At 69.6% G+C, this 14857-nt stretch carries 16 protein-coding genes; 5 read left to right on the forward strand and 11 right to left on the reverse strand.

Annotation, left to right across the window (positions count from 1 at the left end; all coding sequences use genetic code 11):
* Positions 1–126 precede the first annotated feature (126 nt).
* A complete protein-coding gene (locus ACIRJP_RS29680) occupies positions 127–639 on the forward strand; it encodes a type II toxin-antitoxin system PemK/MazF family toxin (RefSeq protein WP_404180539.1) in 513 nt (170 codons plus the stop codon).
* Between the two features lie 49 nt (positions 640–688).
* On the opposite strand, the gene ACIRJP_RS29685 is transcribed toward ACIRJP_RS29680, so the two are convergent.
* The 7 genes from ACIRJP_RS29685 to clpS all read right to left on the reverse strand — a co-directional run bounded on the left by ACIRJP_RS29685 (position 689) and on the right by clpS (position 5728).
* The gene (locus ACIRJP_RS29685; RefSeq protein ID WP_404180542.1) at positions 689–1639 is read right to left on the reverse strand and encodes a PLP-dependent cysteine synthase family protein; all 951 of its coding nucleotides are present in this window, start codon (positions 1637–1639) and stop codon (positions 689–691) included.
* On the reverse strand, positions 1639–1917 hold the full coding sequence (locus tag ACIRJP_RS29690) for a MoaD family protein (protein WP_404180545.1): 279 nt from the start codon (positions 1915–1917) through the stop codon (positions 1639–1641). Before ACIRJP_RS29690 ends, ACIRJP_RS29685 begins: the two co-directional genes overlap by 1 nt.
* 105 nt (positions 1918–2022) lie before the next feature.
* Positions 2023–2148, reverse strand: coding sequence for a putative leader peptide (locus ACIRJP_RS29695; protein WP_404180548.1), 126 nt, complete (start codon positions 2146–2148; stop codon positions 2023–2025).
* Positions 2149–2290: 142 nt separating this feature from the next.
* The gene (locus ACIRJP_RS29700; protein WP_404180551.1) at positions 2291–2722 is read right to left on the reverse strand and encodes a Mov34/MPN/PAD-1 family protein; all 432 of its coding nucleotides are present in this window, start codon (positions 2720–2722) and stop codon (positions 2291–2293) included.
* Between the two features lie 255 nt (positions 2723–2977).
* The gene (locus ACIRJP_RS29705) at positions 2978–4417 is read right to left on the reverse strand and encodes an amino acid permease (RefSeq protein WP_404180554.1); all 1440 of its coding nucleotides are present in this window, start codon (positions 4415–4417) and stop codon (positions 2978–2980) included.
* 346 nt (positions 4418–4763) lie between these two features.
* Positions 4764–5348: a DUF2017 domain-containing protein gene (locus ACIRJP_RS29710; protein ID WP_404180557.1), complete on the reverse strand. Its 585-nt coding sequence runs from the start codon at positions 5346–5348 to the stop codon at positions 4764–4766.
* 65 nt (positions 5349–5413) lie between these two features.
* Complete coding sequence (gene clpS, locus ACIRJP_RS29715; RefSeq protein WP_266732620.1) at positions 5414–5728, reverse strand: ATP-dependent Clp protease adapter ClpS; 315 nt, start codon at positions 5726–5728, stop codon at positions 5414–5416.
* 78 nt (positions 5729–5806) lie between these two features.
* Here clpS and ACIRJP_RS29720 point away from each other — a divergent pair, with 78 nt between their 5' ends.
* Both ACIRJP_RS29720 and ACIRJP_RS29725 read left to right on the forward strand, forming a co-directional pair.
* Positions 5807–7135, forward strand: a complete 1329-nt coding sequence (locus ACIRJP_RS29720) for a nicotinate phosphoribosyltransferase (protein ID WP_404180561.1) — start codon at positions 5807–5809, stop codon at positions 7133–7135.
* Positions 7136–7393: 258 nt separating this feature from the next.
* Positions 7394–7978, forward strand: a complete 585-nt coding sequence (locus tag ACIRJP_RS29725; RefSeq protein ID WP_404180564.1) for an isochorismatase family protein — start codon at positions 7394–7396, stop codon at positions 7976–7978.
* Positions 7979–8032: 54 nt separating this feature from the next.
* On the opposite strand, the gene ACIRJP_RS29730 is transcribed toward ACIRJP_RS29725, so the two are convergent.
* Together ACIRJP_RS29730 and ACIRJP_RS29735 are read right to left on the reverse strand one after the other, a co-directional pair.
* Positions 8033–8368, reverse strand: coding sequence for a hypothetical protein (locus tag ACIRJP_RS29730; RefSeq protein ID WP_376632966.1), 336 nt, complete (start codon positions 8366–8368; stop codon positions 8033–8035).
* 125 nt (positions 8369–8493) lie between these two features.
* Positions 8494–10893: an immune inhibitor A domain-containing protein gene (locus tag ACIRJP_RS29735; protein WP_404180567.1), complete on the reverse strand. Its 2400-nt coding sequence runs from the start codon at positions 10891–10893 to the stop codon at positions 8494–8496.
* Positions 10894–11264: 371 nt separating this feature from the next.
* On the opposite strand from ACIRJP_RS29735, the gene ACIRJP_RS29740 reads away from it, so the two are divergent.
* Positions 11265–11627 carry a hypothetical protein gene (locus ACIRJP_RS29740; protein ID WP_404180570.1) on the forward strand — a complete coding sequence of 121 codons (363 nt, stop codon included), beginning with the start codon at positions 11265–11267 and terminating at the stop codon, positions 11625–11627.
* 34 nt (positions 11628–11661) lie between these two features.
* Here ACIRJP_RS29740 and ACIRJP_RS29745 read toward each other — a convergent pair whose 3' ends face one another.
* Together ACIRJP_RS29745 and ACIRJP_RS29750 are read right to left on the reverse strand one after the other, a co-directional pair.
* Positions 11662–12339, reverse strand: a complete 678-nt coding sequence (locus ACIRJP_RS29745; protein WP_404180573.1) for an RDD family protein — start codon at positions 12337–12339, stop codon at positions 11662–11664.
* 198 nt (positions 12340–12537) lie between these two features.
* On the reverse strand, positions 12538–14145 hold the full coding sequence (locus tag ACIRJP_RS29750; protein ID WP_404180576.1) for an RDD family protein: 1608 nt from the start codon (positions 14143–14145) through the stop codon (positions 12538–12540).
* A gap of 212 nt (positions 14146–14357) precedes the next feature.
* Here ACIRJP_RS29750 and ACIRJP_RS29755 point away from each other — a divergent pair, with 212 nt between their 5' ends.
* On the forward strand, positions 14358–14834 hold the full coding sequence (locus ACIRJP_RS29755) for an SsgA family sporulation/cell division regulator (protein ID WP_404180579.1): 477 nt from the start codon (positions 14358–14360) through the stop codon (positions 14832–14834).
* The last annotated feature ends 23 nt before the right edge of the window (positions 14835–14857 follow it).

The following is a 14857-nucleotide window of genomic DNA, read 5'->3' on the forward strand; positions in this document are numbered from 1 at the left end:
GAGCGGTTCGTCGAGCGTAAGGCGCGAAACAGTCGGTCGCTCCTCCACGGCCGCCCGTTGTGGGGGAACTCACCTGCTCTGTCACCGGTTCGATGGAAGCGGTGGTGACGCCGGTACGGTCGGGACATGGACATGTCCTGGTGGTGGATCGCGCTCGTTCTTGTCGTGCTGCTCGCGCTCGTCGCGGCGGTCGCCGATGGGCGGGGGCGGGGCGGGCGTCGGCCCCGTGGGAGTTCCCGCAGGTCGGCGGGGGCGGGGACGCGTTCCGGTGGGCGTCCGGGTGGTCGGACGCGTCCGCCGGCGGGGCCCGGCCGTGGGCCGGGGCCGGAGCACCGGCCGCGGCCGGGTGAGATCTGGTGGGCCGAGGTGCCGTACGAGGACGGACCGGGGGCGAAGGACCGGCCGTGTCTGGTGCTGTCGGTGCGGGGTGACTCGGTGCTCGTCGCGAAGATCACCAGCAAGTACCACGAGGAGCGGCCCGGGGTGATCGCGCTGCCTGCGGGAACGGTGGGTGACGCGCGGGCCCGGGCGAGCTTCCTGGAGACGGACGAGCTGCGGGAGGTGGCCGTGCGCGGGTTCCGGCGGCGGGTGGGTGTCGTGGACGCGGGGGTGTGGGAGCGGGTGCGGGGGCTGGGGTGAGGTGGGGTGCGCCCTGTTCCGGGCGCACCCCGACCGGGGCTGCCGGGGCCTATGCCCAGAGCTGGCCGTGGAGTGTCTCGATGGCCGCTTCCGTCGTCGGGGCCGTGTAGACGCCGGTCGACAGGTACTTCCAGCCGCCGTCCGCGACGACGAAGACGATGTCGGCCGGCTCCCCCGCCTTGACGGCCTTGTTCCCCACGCCGATCGCCGCGTGGAGTGCGGCGCCGGTGGATACGCCCGCGAAGATGCCCTCCTGCTGGAGGAGTTCGCGGGTGCGGGTGACCGCGTCCGCCGAGCCGACGGAGAAGCGGGTGGTGAGGACGGAGGCGTCGTAAAGCTCGGGGACGAAGCCCTCGTCGAGGTTGCGGAGCCCGTAGACCAGGTCGTCGTAGCGCGGCTCGGCGGCGACGATCTTGACGTCCGGCTTGTGTTCGCGCAGGTAGCGGCCGACACCCATGAGCGTCCCGGTGGTGCCGAGGCCGGCCACGAAGTGGGTGATGGACGGGAGGTCGGTGAGGATCTCCGGGCCGGTGCTCGCGTAGTGGGCGCCCGCGTTGTCCGGGTTTCCGTACTGGTAGAGCATGACCCAGTCGGGGTGTTCGGCGGCCAGCTCCTTGGCGACGCGGACCGCGGTGTTGGAGCCGCCCGCCGCCGGGGAGGAGATGATCTCGGCGCCCCACATGGCGAGCAGGTCGCGCCGTTCCCGGGAGGTGTTCTCGGGCATGACGCACACGATGCGGTAGCCCTTGAGCTTGGCCGCCATGGCGAGTGAGATGCCGGTGTTGCCGCTGGTGGGTTCCAGGATGGTGCAGCCGGGGGTCAACCGGCCGTCCTTCTCCGCCTGTTCGACCATGTGGAGCGCGGGGCGGTCCTTGATCGAGCCGGTGGGGTTGCGGTCCTCCAGCTTGGCCCAGACGCGGACGTCGTCCGAGGGTGACAGCCGCGGCAGGCGGACGAGCGGGGTGTTGCCCACCGCGGCGAGCGGGCTGTCGTACCTCATCAGTTCATGCCGCCGGCGACGGCCGGGAGGATGGTGACGTTGTCGCCGTCGCTGAGCTTGGTGGAGATGCCGTCGAGGAAGCGGACGTCCTCGTCGTTGAGGTAGACGTTCACGAAGCGGCGGAGTTGGTCGCCGTCGACGATGCGCTCGCGGATGCCGTTGTGGCGGCTCTCCAGGTCCGTGAGGAGGTCGGCGAGGGTCGCTCCGTTGCCCTCGACGGCCTTGGCGCCGTCGGTGTAGGTGCGGAGGATGGTCGGGATGCGGACCTCGATGGCCATGGCGTGGGCTCCTGTCGGAAGCGGAGGGGGGGCGTGGGGCGCGCGGCTCTGCCCCCGCGCGGGGGTCGGTGCGTACGTGAGGTGTTCTCGGGCCGCGTGCCCTGCTCAGGCCTTGCGGCCGGCGGGCAGGCGGCACGGACAGATCGCGCTGGAGAGCCTGCACAGGTCGACGTGCAGCCGCGCGACGAGCAGCATGCCCGGCGTCTTGTCGCTCACGTCATGGGGAACCATGCGCTCATCGTATCGATTCCCGGTCCGTAATCCCGAGTGTGATCTCACCTGATGGATGCTCGATGTTCGACAGGTGGACGGGACCGTGGTGAGCGCGGTCCCGTCCGGTCACCGGCCGGGGTCGGGGCGAGGTCAGACGGGGTCAGGCGGGTTCGTACGCCTCGACGACCTCGACGTCCTCCTCGGTGATCTCGCCGTCCACGATGCGGTACGAGCGGAACTGGAAGGGGCCCGCGTCGTCGGTGTCCGCGGTGGAGACGAGGACGTAGTGGGCGCCGGGTTCGTTGGCGTAGGTGACGTCGGTGCGGGAGGGATAGGCCTCGGTCGCGGTGTGGGAGTGGTAGACGATCACCGGGTCCTCGTCGCGGTCGTCCATCTCGCGGTAGAGCTTGAGGAGGTCGGCCGAGTCGAACTCGTAGAAGGTGGGCGAGCGGGCGGCGTTGAGCATCGGGATGAACCGCTCGGGGCGACCGGTCCCGGCCGGGCCCGCGACCACGCCGCACGCCTCGTCGGGGTGGTCGGCTCGGGAGTGCGCGACGATCTGGTCGTAGAGCGCCTGGGTGATGGTCAGCATTTCGCCAGGATAGGCGGGCCGGTGACCGGGCAGCGGAGGAAGGAGCGGGGCCTGGTGCGTGCGATCGCAAGGCGGAGGAGGAAGTCACGGCGGAGCCGTGCCGACCGACGGCAACGCCGCGAGCGCGCGTGCCAGGCCCCGCGACGCCGCTCCCCGGTCACCGGCCCGCCTGTGCATGCGGGCCCCGTCGTACCGAGGCGTGGTACGAGAGGGCCCGCATCGTGGACATGACCGCTGAAGCCGCAGGCCGGCGGCTCAGTTCTTCGCGAAGGCCTTGTTCTCGGGGTTGCGGGCCTTGAGGACCACGTACGAGACGGCGAGGAGCGCGGCCCAGAGCGGGGCGCAGTACAGCGAGATCCTGGCGTCCTCGTCGATGCCCATCATCACGATGACCATGGCGATGAACGCAAGTGCGAAGAGGCTGGTGAACGGGGCGCCGGGGGCCCGGAAGGTGGACTGCGGGAGCACACCGCGGCGGGCGAGGAACCAGTAGCGGATCTGGCAGATCAGGATCATGATCCAGGCCCACATGCCGGAGATGGTGGCGAACGAGACGACGTAGGTGAAGGCGTCACCGGGCCACTGGTAGTTGATCCAGACGCCGACGAGCATCAGGGCGGCGGAGAAGGTGGTGCCGACGAGCGGGGTGCCGCTCCTGGTGAGCCGGGTGAAGAACTTCGGGCCCTGTCCGTTGAGGGCGAGGTCGCGCAGCATGCGACCGGTGGAGTACATGCCGGAGTTGCAGGAGGAGAGTGCCGCGGTCAGCACGACGAAGTTGACGATACCGGCGCCGAGGCCGAGGCCCATCTTCTTGAAGGCGGCGACGAACGGCGAGACACCGGGCTCGAACTCGGTCCACGGGACCACGGAGAGGATCATGATGAGCGCGCCGACGTAGAAGACGGCGATGCGCCACGGCACGGTGTTGATGGCCTTGGGCAGGACGGTCTTCGGGTCCTTGGACTCGCCAGCGGTGACGCCGACGAGTTCGACGGCGAGGAAGGCGAACATCACGATCTGCAGGGTCATCAGGGTGCCCGTGATGCCGTGCGGGAAGAATCCGCCGTCGGACCAGAGGTGGGTGACGGAGGCGGTGTCCCCGGCGTCGGAGAAGCCGAGGGTGAGGATTCCGGCGCAGATGAGGATCATGCCGACGATGGCGGTGACCTTGACCATCGAGAACCAGAATTCGAGTTCACCGAAGAGTTTCACGGAGATCAGGTTCACTCCGTACAGGATGACCGTGAAGATCAATGCGGAGATCCATTGCGGAATTGCGAACCAGAACGTCATGTACTGGGCCGCTGCGGTGACTTCGGTGATTCCGGTGACGACCCAGAACAGCCAGTAGGTCCAGCCGGTGACGAATCCTGCGAAGGGGCCGATGAATTCGCGGGCGTACTCGGAGAAGGAGCCCGAGACCGGCCGGTACATGAGGAGCTCACCCAGCGCCCGCATGATGAAGAAGATCACCAGGCCCGCGATGGCATAGGCCAGGACGAGGCTGGGCCCGGCCTTGGATATCGCCTTGCCCGCACCGAGGAAGAGTCCGGTGCCGATGGCTCCGCCGATGGCGATCATCTGGATCTGACGGGCGCCGAGGGCCCGCTGGTATCCCTCACCGGCCACTTCGGCGTCCGCGACCTCTACGGTCTGCTCGCCGCTGTTCCCGTTGTCGACCTGCGCCGATTTCATGTGCTGCGCCTTTCTCCACGCCGAGCCGCGCCGTTGAGGCCGCGGATCAGGTCCCGATCCCCCCGGATATGGATGGAGTGCCGCCGGTGGTGGCCGGCCCATGGCGCCCTCGGGAACAGGGGTGGCGTTCCCGAGTGGTCGTGAAGATTTATCACGGCCACCCGGGCGACCCACCGGACGTTCTGTGGCGTACAACACAGTTAAAAGCGGACAAGAGTTTCCTGCCGCAGCAAATAAGACCATTCAGGTGACGGGATCGTTATTCGGATTTGAGCATCCGTTGAGCGAACACCGGATGCTCGTCCGGGGCGTCGCACCGGACCGCTACGGCATCACCACAGAACGGCTACGGCATCAGCGTTTCCACGAGCGTTTCCTGGAGCCCGCCGAGCCAGAGATAGGCCATGACCATCGGCTTGCGCGGGTCACTGTCCGGGAGCCGGTAGAGCGAGTCGGCCTCGCCCTCGTCCTGGTCGGAGACCTCCAGGCGGGTGCCGATGGTGAGCCGGAGGTCGTTGAGGGCGCCGAGCCAGTTGCGGCATTCGTCGCTGGTGAGTTCGAGCACGGCGCCGCCGTCACCGTCGATCGTGAGCGCGTCCAGGGTGCGTACGACGGCGAGGGCGTCGGTGCGCTTGCGGGCGCGCAGGTCGTTCTCGGTGAAGCGGCGGAACTCGGCGGAGGCGGCGCGCAGTTCGCTGTCCTCGTCGCCGTACGCCTCGGGGAAGAGGCGGGCCAGGGCGGGATCGGTGGGCGGTTCGCTGGGCCCTTCCGCGAAGAGGGCGGCGAGCGGGTCCGCGCCCTCTTCGGGCTCGTCGCCGGGACCGATCAGTTCCAGCAGCTGGACGGCGAGGGAGCGCAGGATCGCGATCTCCACCTCGTCGAGCGCGACGGCCGCGCCGCCGCCGGGGGTGGCCTCGAAGTGGCCGGCCATGGGTTTTCTCCGATGGTGGGTCGGGCGGGGCAGGGAGGGGGTCGGGCGCGGCGGAGGGGGCCGGGCTAGTTGCGGTCCTGCGTGAGGGTGGCCCACAGTCCGTAGCCGTGCATGGCCTGGACGTCGCGCTCCATCTCCTCACGGCTGCCGCTGGAGACGACGGCGCGCCCCTTCTGGTGGACGTCCAGCATCAGCTTGTGCGCCTTGTCCTTGGGGTAGCCGAAGTAGGCCTGGAAGACATAGGTCACGTAGCTCATGAGGTTGACGGGGTCGTTGTGGACCAGCGTCACCCAGGGGACGTCCGGCTCGGGGACGACAACACTCTCCTCGGCCGATTCGGGACGCTCGATCTCTGTGGGTGCGACGCTCACCCACCCCATGCTGCCACTCGGGAGGGTGCATCGCACAAACGACCCGAGATCTCGTCACTCTGACGAAATAGGGGTAGCATCCGGAACATGAACTCTGCGGACCTTGGGCGTCGGGTCGGTGTGCCGTCGACCGCGCTCTTCACCGACCAGTACGAGCTCACGATGGTGCAGGCCGCGCTGAAAGCCGGCACGGCCGATCGGCGCTCGGTCTTCGAGGCGTTCACGCGCCGGCTGCCCGAGGGGCGGCGCTACGGCGTCGTCGCGGGCATCGGACGGGTGCTCGACGCGGTGGAGAACTTCTCCTTCGACGACGAGATGCTCACCTTCCTGCGCGAACAGCGCGTCGTGGACGCGCCGACGCTCGACTGGCTGGCCGATTACCGCTTCAGCGGCGACATCTGGGGCTACCCGGAGGGCGAGGTCTACTTCCCCGGCTCCCCGATCCTGCGGGTCGAGAGCTCCTTCGCCGAGTGCGTGCTGCTGGAGACGGTGATCCTGTCGATCCTCAACCACGACTCGGCGATCGCCGCCGCGGCGTCGCGGATGTCCGCCGCGGCCGGCGGGCGTGGCCTGATCGAGATGGGTGCACGACGCACCCATGAACTGTCTGCGGTGGCCTCGGCGCGCGCCGCGTACATCGGCGGCTTCAACGCCACGTCCGACCTGGCCGCGGGCTTCCGCTACAACATCCCGACCGTCGGGACGAGCGCCCACGCCTTCACGCTGCTCCACGACACCGAGCGCGACGCGTTCCGGGCCCAGGTCGACTCGCTGGGCCGGGGCACGACGCTGCTGGTCGACACGTACGACGTCGCCGAGGCGGTCCGTACGGCCGTCGAGATCGCCGGGACCGAGCTGGGGGCGGTGAGGATCGACTCCGGGGACCTGCTGCTTGTCGCGCACCGGGTGCGGCAGCAGCTGGACGAGCTGGGCGCCACCAAGACGAAGATCGTGGTGACCTCGGACCTGGACGAGTACGCCATCGCCTCGCTGGCCGCGGCGCCGGTCGACGCGTACGGGGTGGGCACGCAGCTGGTGACCGGCAGCGGGCAGCCCACCTGCTCGATGGTCTACAAGCTCGTCGCCCGTGCCGGATCCGCCGATCCCTCGGAGCCGCTGTGCCCGGTGGCCAAGAAGTCGCTCGGCGCGAAGTCGTCGGTGGGCGGTCGCAAGTGGGCCGCGCGCCGACTGGACGCGCACGGGGCCGCCGAGGCCGAGGTGATAGGCACCGGTGCCGTGCCGCCGGAGCTGGCCGACCGGCAGTTGCTGGTCGAGCTGGTCAAGGGCGGCGAGGCGATCGCCCGCGAGCCGCTGGACGCGGCGCGCGAGCGGCACATCGCGGCACGGGCGGGGCTGCCGATGTCGGCGGTGCAGCTGTCGCGCGGAGAGCCGGTGATTCCCACCGAGTACATGTGACGGGGAGAGCCGGTGAGCCCCGCCGCGTACGTATGAGGGAAAGGCCGGTGAGCCCTGCCGAGTACGTGTGGCGGGGGGAGCCGTGCGGTGCGGTGACCGGCGCGCCGGTCACGCCCGCGGCCACGGACGCCGCAAGGGCTCCGTTCCGTCCCCTCCCTATCCGGAGCCGGAGTCTCTAGGCTCGAATACGCCCCATAAGGCCAGAACTCGCCCCCACCCCCATGTACGCCGACCGTCCCCCACCGAAGGACACCCGTCATGCACCGCGCGTTGATCGTCGTCGATGTCCAGAACGACTTCTGCGAGGGCGGCAGCCTCGCCGTGACGGGCGGCGCCGATGTCGCCGCCGCCGTCACCGACCTGATCGGCGAGGCCCAGGCCGGGTACGACCATGTGGTGGCCACCCGTGACCACCACATCGACCCGGGCAGCCACTTCTCCGGCCTCCCGGACTTCGAGAACTCCTGGCCCGCGCACTGCGTGGCCGGCACGGAGGGCGTCGGCTTCCACCCCAATTTCGCACCGGCGGTCGCCTCGGGGGCGATCGACGCGGTGTTCGACAAGGGCGACTACGCGGCGGCGTACAGCGGCTTCGAGGGCCTCGACGAGAACGGCGTGGGGCTGGCCGACTGGCTGCGGCAGCACCGGATCACCGAGGTCGACGTGGTCGGCATCGCGACCGACCACTGTGTGCGGGCGACGGCGCTGGACGCGGTCCGGGCAGGCTTCACCACGCATGTACTGCTCGACCTGACCGCCGGAGTCGCCGAGACGACCACGGAGCGGGCGCTGGAGGAGCTCCGCAGGGCGGGCGTGAAGCTCTCCGGCAAGCCGGTGGTGTAGGGCGCCGCCACGGCCCTGTGGCGCGTCGCGGCCCTGATCCGGCCCGCGTGCCGCTCAGGCCGGCCGGCGGACGGGTATGGCCGGGCGGAGCAGGGCCCGGATCGGATGCCAGAGCTCCTGTGCCTGCTCCGGCCTCGCGCGCCAGAGCACCCCGTCGGGATGGTGCAGCACGGCGGTGATCTCGTCGGGGGTGGGCGGCTCCGCGTTGCCGCGGAGGTAGACCGCGCGCAGGCCGGCGTTGCGCAGCCGGGTCAGGGCGCGGGCCCGGTTGGGCGCGTGCACCAGGACCCGGACCGGGGTGCCCGAACCGGCTCCGTCGGCCGGACTGGGCAGGGTGATCGCCACCACCACACTCCCGTTCGGCAACTTGCAGAATCCTCCGCCTGCCATGCTCCGCGCTCCCCCGTGAGACGTCGTGTCAATAAGTATCTGAACAAGACGCACCTAAACACGATCGGCCGCCGCCCCGCTAGAGGGCGACGGCCGATCATGCTCTGACCTGCGGTTATGCGGAACTACTTGTGCGAAGGACCGACCTTGACGGTGATCGTCTGGCCGCTGCGCGGCTCCTTGACGATCGAGATCCGGGTGTTCGTGTCAGTGACCTGAACACTTCCGGTCGGGTTCTCCTCGTACCAGTACGTGCCCTTGTGGTCGTCGAAGGCCGGGATGCCGCGCTGCGACTTCACCCGGACCGGTACGTCCGCGTTGTGCAGCGTGAAGGCGTCGGTCGCGTACCAGCTGAAGGGCGCGTCGAACGGCTGGATCTTGTTGCGGATGACCGTGCCGTCGGCCCACTTCAGGGGCTTGGCGTGCGCGTCGACCGGCAGGATCAGGCCCTGGCCGGGGTGCTGCGACACGTTGTTGTCCTTCTGGGACTTGTCCCAGAGCCAGACGAGCAGACCGTTCTGGTACGGGTAGTGCTCGACCCAGTCCGGACGGGTCTTGGAGAAGCCGAAGTTGTACGGGCCGACCGCGAGGGTCTTGTCGTAGCTGACGTACTGACGGTTCTCCGCGATGTAGTACTGCGGGTAGTCCTTGGTGAACGACTCGCCGACGCGGGAGAAGCCCTTGGCGGTCCAGCCGTTGTCGTCGCCCTCGGCGTTGTCCGTGAAGAGCGCGGCACCGTCGGCGGTCACCGAGATGGTGTCGGCCGCGAAGCCGATGCCGCCCGCGCCACCGTCGGTGGTGTAGCGGAAGCGGACGTCGATCTTCTTGCCCGCGTAGGCGTCCAGCGGGAAGGAGAGCTGCTGGTACTTGCCGGAGACGTCGGTCAGGGCCGGCTTGTCACTGGCGTCGCGCGGGATCGCCTTGCCGTTAGCCGTGCCGTCGATCGCGGTCCAGCTGGTGCCGCCGTTGTCCGACACCTCGGTGTAGAGGTAGTCGTAGTCCTTCTCGATGTCCCACCAGCCCGAAAGGTCCAGGGATGCCTTGGACTTGCCGGTGAGGTCGACCGAGCGGGTCAGGGTGTTGTTCAGGTCGTCGCCCATGTCGCTCCACCACTGCTTGGAGCCCTCCGCCGGCTTGGTGACGTCGGTGGTGACGGGCTTCTCGGGCAGCGTGACGACGAGCGCCTGCTTGTTCTTGGTGTTGTACTCCGAGACACCGAGCTTGTGGGTGGACTTCGTCGCGGCCTTGGCCTCGGCGTAGTCGAGCCAGCCCAGCTGGAGCTTGTCCCAGGCGGTCATGTCGCCGGGCAGGTCACCGATCGAGTCCTTGCCGGTGCCGAGCCAGGAACCGGCGGACATCAGGGACCAGAAGCCGACCGAGTTCTCGGCGGTGTTGGTGGTGTCGTAGAGGTCCGGCAGGCCGAGGTCGTGGCCGTACTCGTGGGCGAAGACACCCAGGCCGCCGTTCTCGGGCTGCGCGGTGTAGTCGCCGACCCAGATGCCGGTGTCACCGATCTGGGTGCCGCCCGCCTTGTTCTCGGCCGGGCCGGTCGCGCCGGCGTCCGTGCCGTAGGCGTACCAGCGGTGGGCCCAGATGGCGTTCTTGCCCTCGGCGCCGCCACCCGCGGACTCGTCCTCACCGGCGTGGACGATCTGGAAGTGGTCGATGTAGCCGTCGGGCTCGTTGAAGTTGCCGTCGGCGTCGTAGTCGTAACGGTCCCACTGGTCGTACTTCGCGAGGTCCGTCTTGATCTGCTCGGGCGTACGGCCCTGCGCCTTCTGGTCGGCGGCCCAGGCGTTCACGCCGTCCCGGATCATGTCCCAGGCGTTGGCGCAGTTGGTCGAGCCGCAGTAGTTCGAGCCGTAACGGGCCTCGTTGTACGGCACCTTGACCCAGTCGGAGACCTCGCCGTCGACCGAGTAGCGCCCGGAGGACGTCTTCTCGTAGTACGTCTTCAGCGAGTCCTTGCCGGCACCCTCACCGAAGTAGAGGTCCTGGAAGTGTGCCTGGTTGTAATCGGCCTGCCAGGCGGTGCTGTTGTCCTTCTTGGGGTCCGGCTTGGCTATCTTGTTGTGCAGCGGGCCGGGCGTGCCCCCGTACTTCGGGACGGCCGGCTTCGGGCCGTCGCCGTCCGGGTCGAACATGGTGGTGTTGTCGACCTTGTCGCCGAACTCCACCAGGACCGTGAAGATCTTGTCGGTCTTCTCCCGGCCGAGCTCGACGTACTTCTTGTCGTCGAGCTTGACGACCTGGGAGCCGCCCCGCTTCGAGATCTTCTTGTCGCCCGATATGACCTGCTCGAGGGCGGCCTGACGCTGCGCGTCCTGCTGCTCGCTGAACGGGCCCTTCAGGTCGTGCTCATTGCCCTTGGCCGACCCCGGGTCACGGCGGTCGACGCTGGTGCTCTTGGCTCCCGGCGCCTTGTCATCTGCCTGGGCCGTGGCGAAAGCTGACGCCGTGGCGGCAGTGGCGGCCATGGCCACGACAACCGCAGCGGTGCGAAGCGCCCGTCTGTTTTTGGTCACTTGATGCAGTCCTCCCCGGCACCCGCGGCTGCGGCCTTGAGTGGTGTGGAGGGGCCGCGCGCGAATACGCGTCACAAGTGACGACATTCGACCGGAGTTACGCGAGAAAAGACAGATCTTGACTTGAACAGGCCAAGTGCACTATGCAGGAGAGCGCTTCCGTTATCCGGACGTTCAACAATCGACCAACCGGCGCGTCATCGACCACGGTCGGAGCGGCAAATGACTCCGTGCGCCCCCTGTGCACCGGCACCGTGGGTTAGGCCACGCTTACCGATGTCCCCGCTCGGGCATCCACCGTCGTAGAGTCGCTTGACAGTGCGACCGTGTTGAGAGACTGCCCATCCGATGCCCCGAGGACGGATACCGCCATGCCGCATCCCACTGCCGCACAGCTCTCCTACGGTTCGGTCACCGTCATCTTCTCGACCCTTGCCATGCTGCTGCTCTCCCGTACGGAGTCGGGCCTCGGCATCGCCGTCATCGGGACAGCGGCACTCGCGCTCGGTCTGCTGGTGGCCGTGACCGTACCCCAGCCGTCACGCGCGAAGACCGCGAACCGGGCCGGTGCCCGCTCCGCGGTCCGCGTGAACCAGGACGCGGTCTCCGCAGCCGTCGAGGCCGAGGGCCTCGCCCGCGACGGTGCCGAGGGCACGGTCGCGCCCCGCGAGGCCGCACCGCGCCCCGCGACCCCCGCGGACGAGCGCGTGGGCCGGCACTCCGTACGCCACTAGGGCCTCGCGTTTGGATCAACTGGGCCCGCCCGGCTCAGTTGGTCTGGACGACCACCGTCTTCGCGGCCTTGTCCTGCAGGCCCTGCCGGTACGGCTTGTCCGTGAACATGAGCACGATGTTGATCAGCCACCACAGGCACGGGCAGCACAGCAGCGCGGGCAGCCAGAGCACCACGGCCCGCAGGAACGCGGCCCCGGTGTCCGGCACCCGGCCGTCGTTGAGCATCGCGACGCGCAGCTTCAGCAGCCGCTTGCCGATGGTCCGGCCGTCCTTGTGCGTGAAGTACGTGTCGTAGGCGACGTACACGACCAGACCGATCAGCGACCAGATCATCTGGTGCCCGCTGTACGTCTGGTTGAAGACGTCGCCGAAGTCGTTGCTGCTGCCGTTGTTGTTGTTCGATACCTCGACCGCGCCGCCCCACGGCAGCGAGATCAGATAGAGCGGGATCGAGATGATCAGGAAGTCGATCAGCCGGGCCAGGATGCGCTTGCCCGGCTCCCCGAGCGGCGGCATGCCGGCCAGCGGGTCCGGACCGCCGTACGGCCCGCCGCCGCCGTAGGGGCCCTGATCGTACGGCGGCCGGGGCGGGGGCGGGGGCGGCGGAGCGCTGTCGTACGGCGAACCCGACGACGGTGGCGGCTCATGCGGCTTCTTGAGGAACGGGTCGTCCTCGGGCGGCTGACCGGACGTCGGCTGATCGTTGCTCATGGGGGCAGTGCACCCCGGCCCGGAGGTGCCCGCAACGGCTCAGAGCCTGTCGGGTGACCTTCGATCGGGTAGCGGGCGCGGTCGCGTGCAGGGCGTGACCGGCCGATCGGAGGTCACCCGACAGGCTCTGGGTACGCTCGGGGGAACGGTCGGGCCGACGGACCCTCACCCGATGGGCCGTCGGCCGAGCGGGCGGGGTCAGCCCGCCACGAAGGTGTGCGCCGCCTTGTCGTGCCAGCACTGGCGCCACGGCCGGTCGATCAGGCACCACAGGACGTTGAACACCCCGATCACGAGGATGCCCAGCACGCCGTAGACCAGCCACCGGCGCAGTGCGGCGCCGAAGGACGGGGCGCCGTGGGACTCGATGTCCCGCACTTCGAGTCCACAGAGCTTCTTGCCGAGCGTACGTCCCCACTTGACCATCGGCAGCGCCTCCAGCAGGACACCGAGCACGAGGAACGCGCCGAGCACCGCGCCGAACAGGCCGGCCGTGGTGGAGTCCACCAACCAGACGGTGACCGTCTCACCGGACAGTTTCGCCGCATCGATCTTCTCGTCGATGTGATCCAGCGCCTTCGAGACCAGCGGAAAGCCGATCGCACCCACGAGAGCCATCAGCACGACGCTGTCGATCAGCCGGGCGGCGAACCGCTTTCCGAGCCCGGCGGGCCTGGCCGCCGCCTGGGCCTGCGCGAGCTGCTGGAATGGGTCGTCGACCGGGGGCTTCCAGGGCACGACGGGCTGATCCGGCTGAGCACCCTGAGCGCCCTGCGCGCCGAACTGCGGGCGGGGCTGCTGGGGCTGGGGCGGTGGCTGCTGGGGCTGGGGCTGGAGTTGGGGCTGCTGGGGCTGCTGGGGCTGGAGCTGCCGGGGCTGGGGCAGGAGTTGGGGCTGCTGGGCCGGCTGGGCCGCCTGAGCGGGCTGATTGGTCTGCTGCGCCCAGGGGGCGGGGTCCGGCGCCTGGGCGGGGTTCTGCCTCGGGGCGGAGGGCTGTGCGCCCGTGCCGGGGGCAATCGCGCGGATCGCCATCGTCCCTTCCGATGCCGCCGGTTCGGTCGTCCGACGGGCCGGCGGGCTGCCGCCCTGGCCCACGGCCCGGATCGTGACCGTTCCATCGGTGGGCGGGCGCCCCGCGTCGCCCGCACCGGCATCCGTGCCGCCACCGGGGCGGCCCTGTCGGCCGATCCGGATCGCGACGGTGTTCTCCGGCGCAGGCGCAGGCGTAGGCGCAGTGGGAGAAGGAGAGGGAGAAGAAGCGGCGGGCTGCCGCGGGTCCGGTGCGGGGGCGGGGGCACGGTCGGCGGAGGTACGGACCGCCGGGGCGCGATCGTCCGGCACCCGGCCGACCGGGGCGCGGTCCGCAGGCGTACGCGGATCGCCCTGTCCGCCGGGTTGTCCGCCCTGCTCCCCGGGCTGCCCGGGGCCGCCTCCCCAGGAGACCCGCCGGTCGAGTTCCCCGCCGAAGCCGGTCTGCCGGGAGGCGTCGGCCTGCCAGGCGGTGGCCGGTTCGGGGCGGTTGCCCGCGTTCGGCTCGTCGTCCAGGAAGACCGGGCCGGTCTCGTCCACCGGCGCGGGGGCCGACGGCTGCTGCCCGGACTGCGGTTGCGGCTCGGGCGCCGCTGCGGAGGGCGCTGTTCCGGAGGGGGTCACAGGCGTCGACTCACCCTGCTCAGGGGCGGGGCGGCTCGTGCCTGGCACCCACGAAGCGCCGTTCCAGTACCGGACATATCCGGGAATGGACGGGTCGGGGTAGTACCCCTCGCGGGGGCTTTCGTCACCGGGTGCCGGGGTTGGGGCGCTCATCACCGTGGTCCCGCATCTCTTCGAGGCCTGAATACAACGGGTCCACATCTACCAGACGCCCGCGTACCCCTGGGCCACTCCAGGGGTTTGGGCCACTTTCCCGTCGCTCGGAAATTTTTCTCGGAAGTCGCGTAATAGATGGCGTGGAGGTCGCTCTCTCCTTGTGCGGACCGGTCATCAGGCCGGTCCACAGGCACCGGAAGGACACACTCATGCACACCACCGTGGAACGCGAGCTGGAACTCAAGCTGGTCCTGTCGCCCGAGCGCAGCATCCCCGTCCCCGCCCGTCTGACGTACCACACTCAGGACCCGTACGCCGTGCACATGGCCTTCCACATCGGCTCCGACTTCCCGGTGCACTGGACGTTCGCCCGCGATCTGCTGGTCGAGGGCGTGTTCCGGCCGTGCGGTCACGGGGACGTCCGGATCTGGCCGACCAAGGTCGACCAGCGCAACGTCATCTTCGTCGCGCTGACCTCGCCCGACGGGAACGCGCTCCTGGAGGTGCCGTCCGCCGCGGTGGCCGCCTGGGTGGAGCGGACGTTGCGGGTGGTCCCGCCCGGTACGGAGGCAGAGCGGCTCGGGATCGACGAGGGCCTCGCCGAGCTGCTCGCACCGCTGCCGGCCGACGACCTGTGGCTGCGCGACCCGTGGCCGTCGGACGAGTCGCAGGACGGCGAGGCATGAGCGGGCACGGCTCCGCCCGACCG

Origin of the sequence: Streptomyces sp. NPDC102437, from assembly GCF_044765565.1 — a bacterium.
GTDB lineage: Bacteria > Actinomycetota > Actinomycetes > Streptomycetales > Streptomycetaceae > Streptomyces.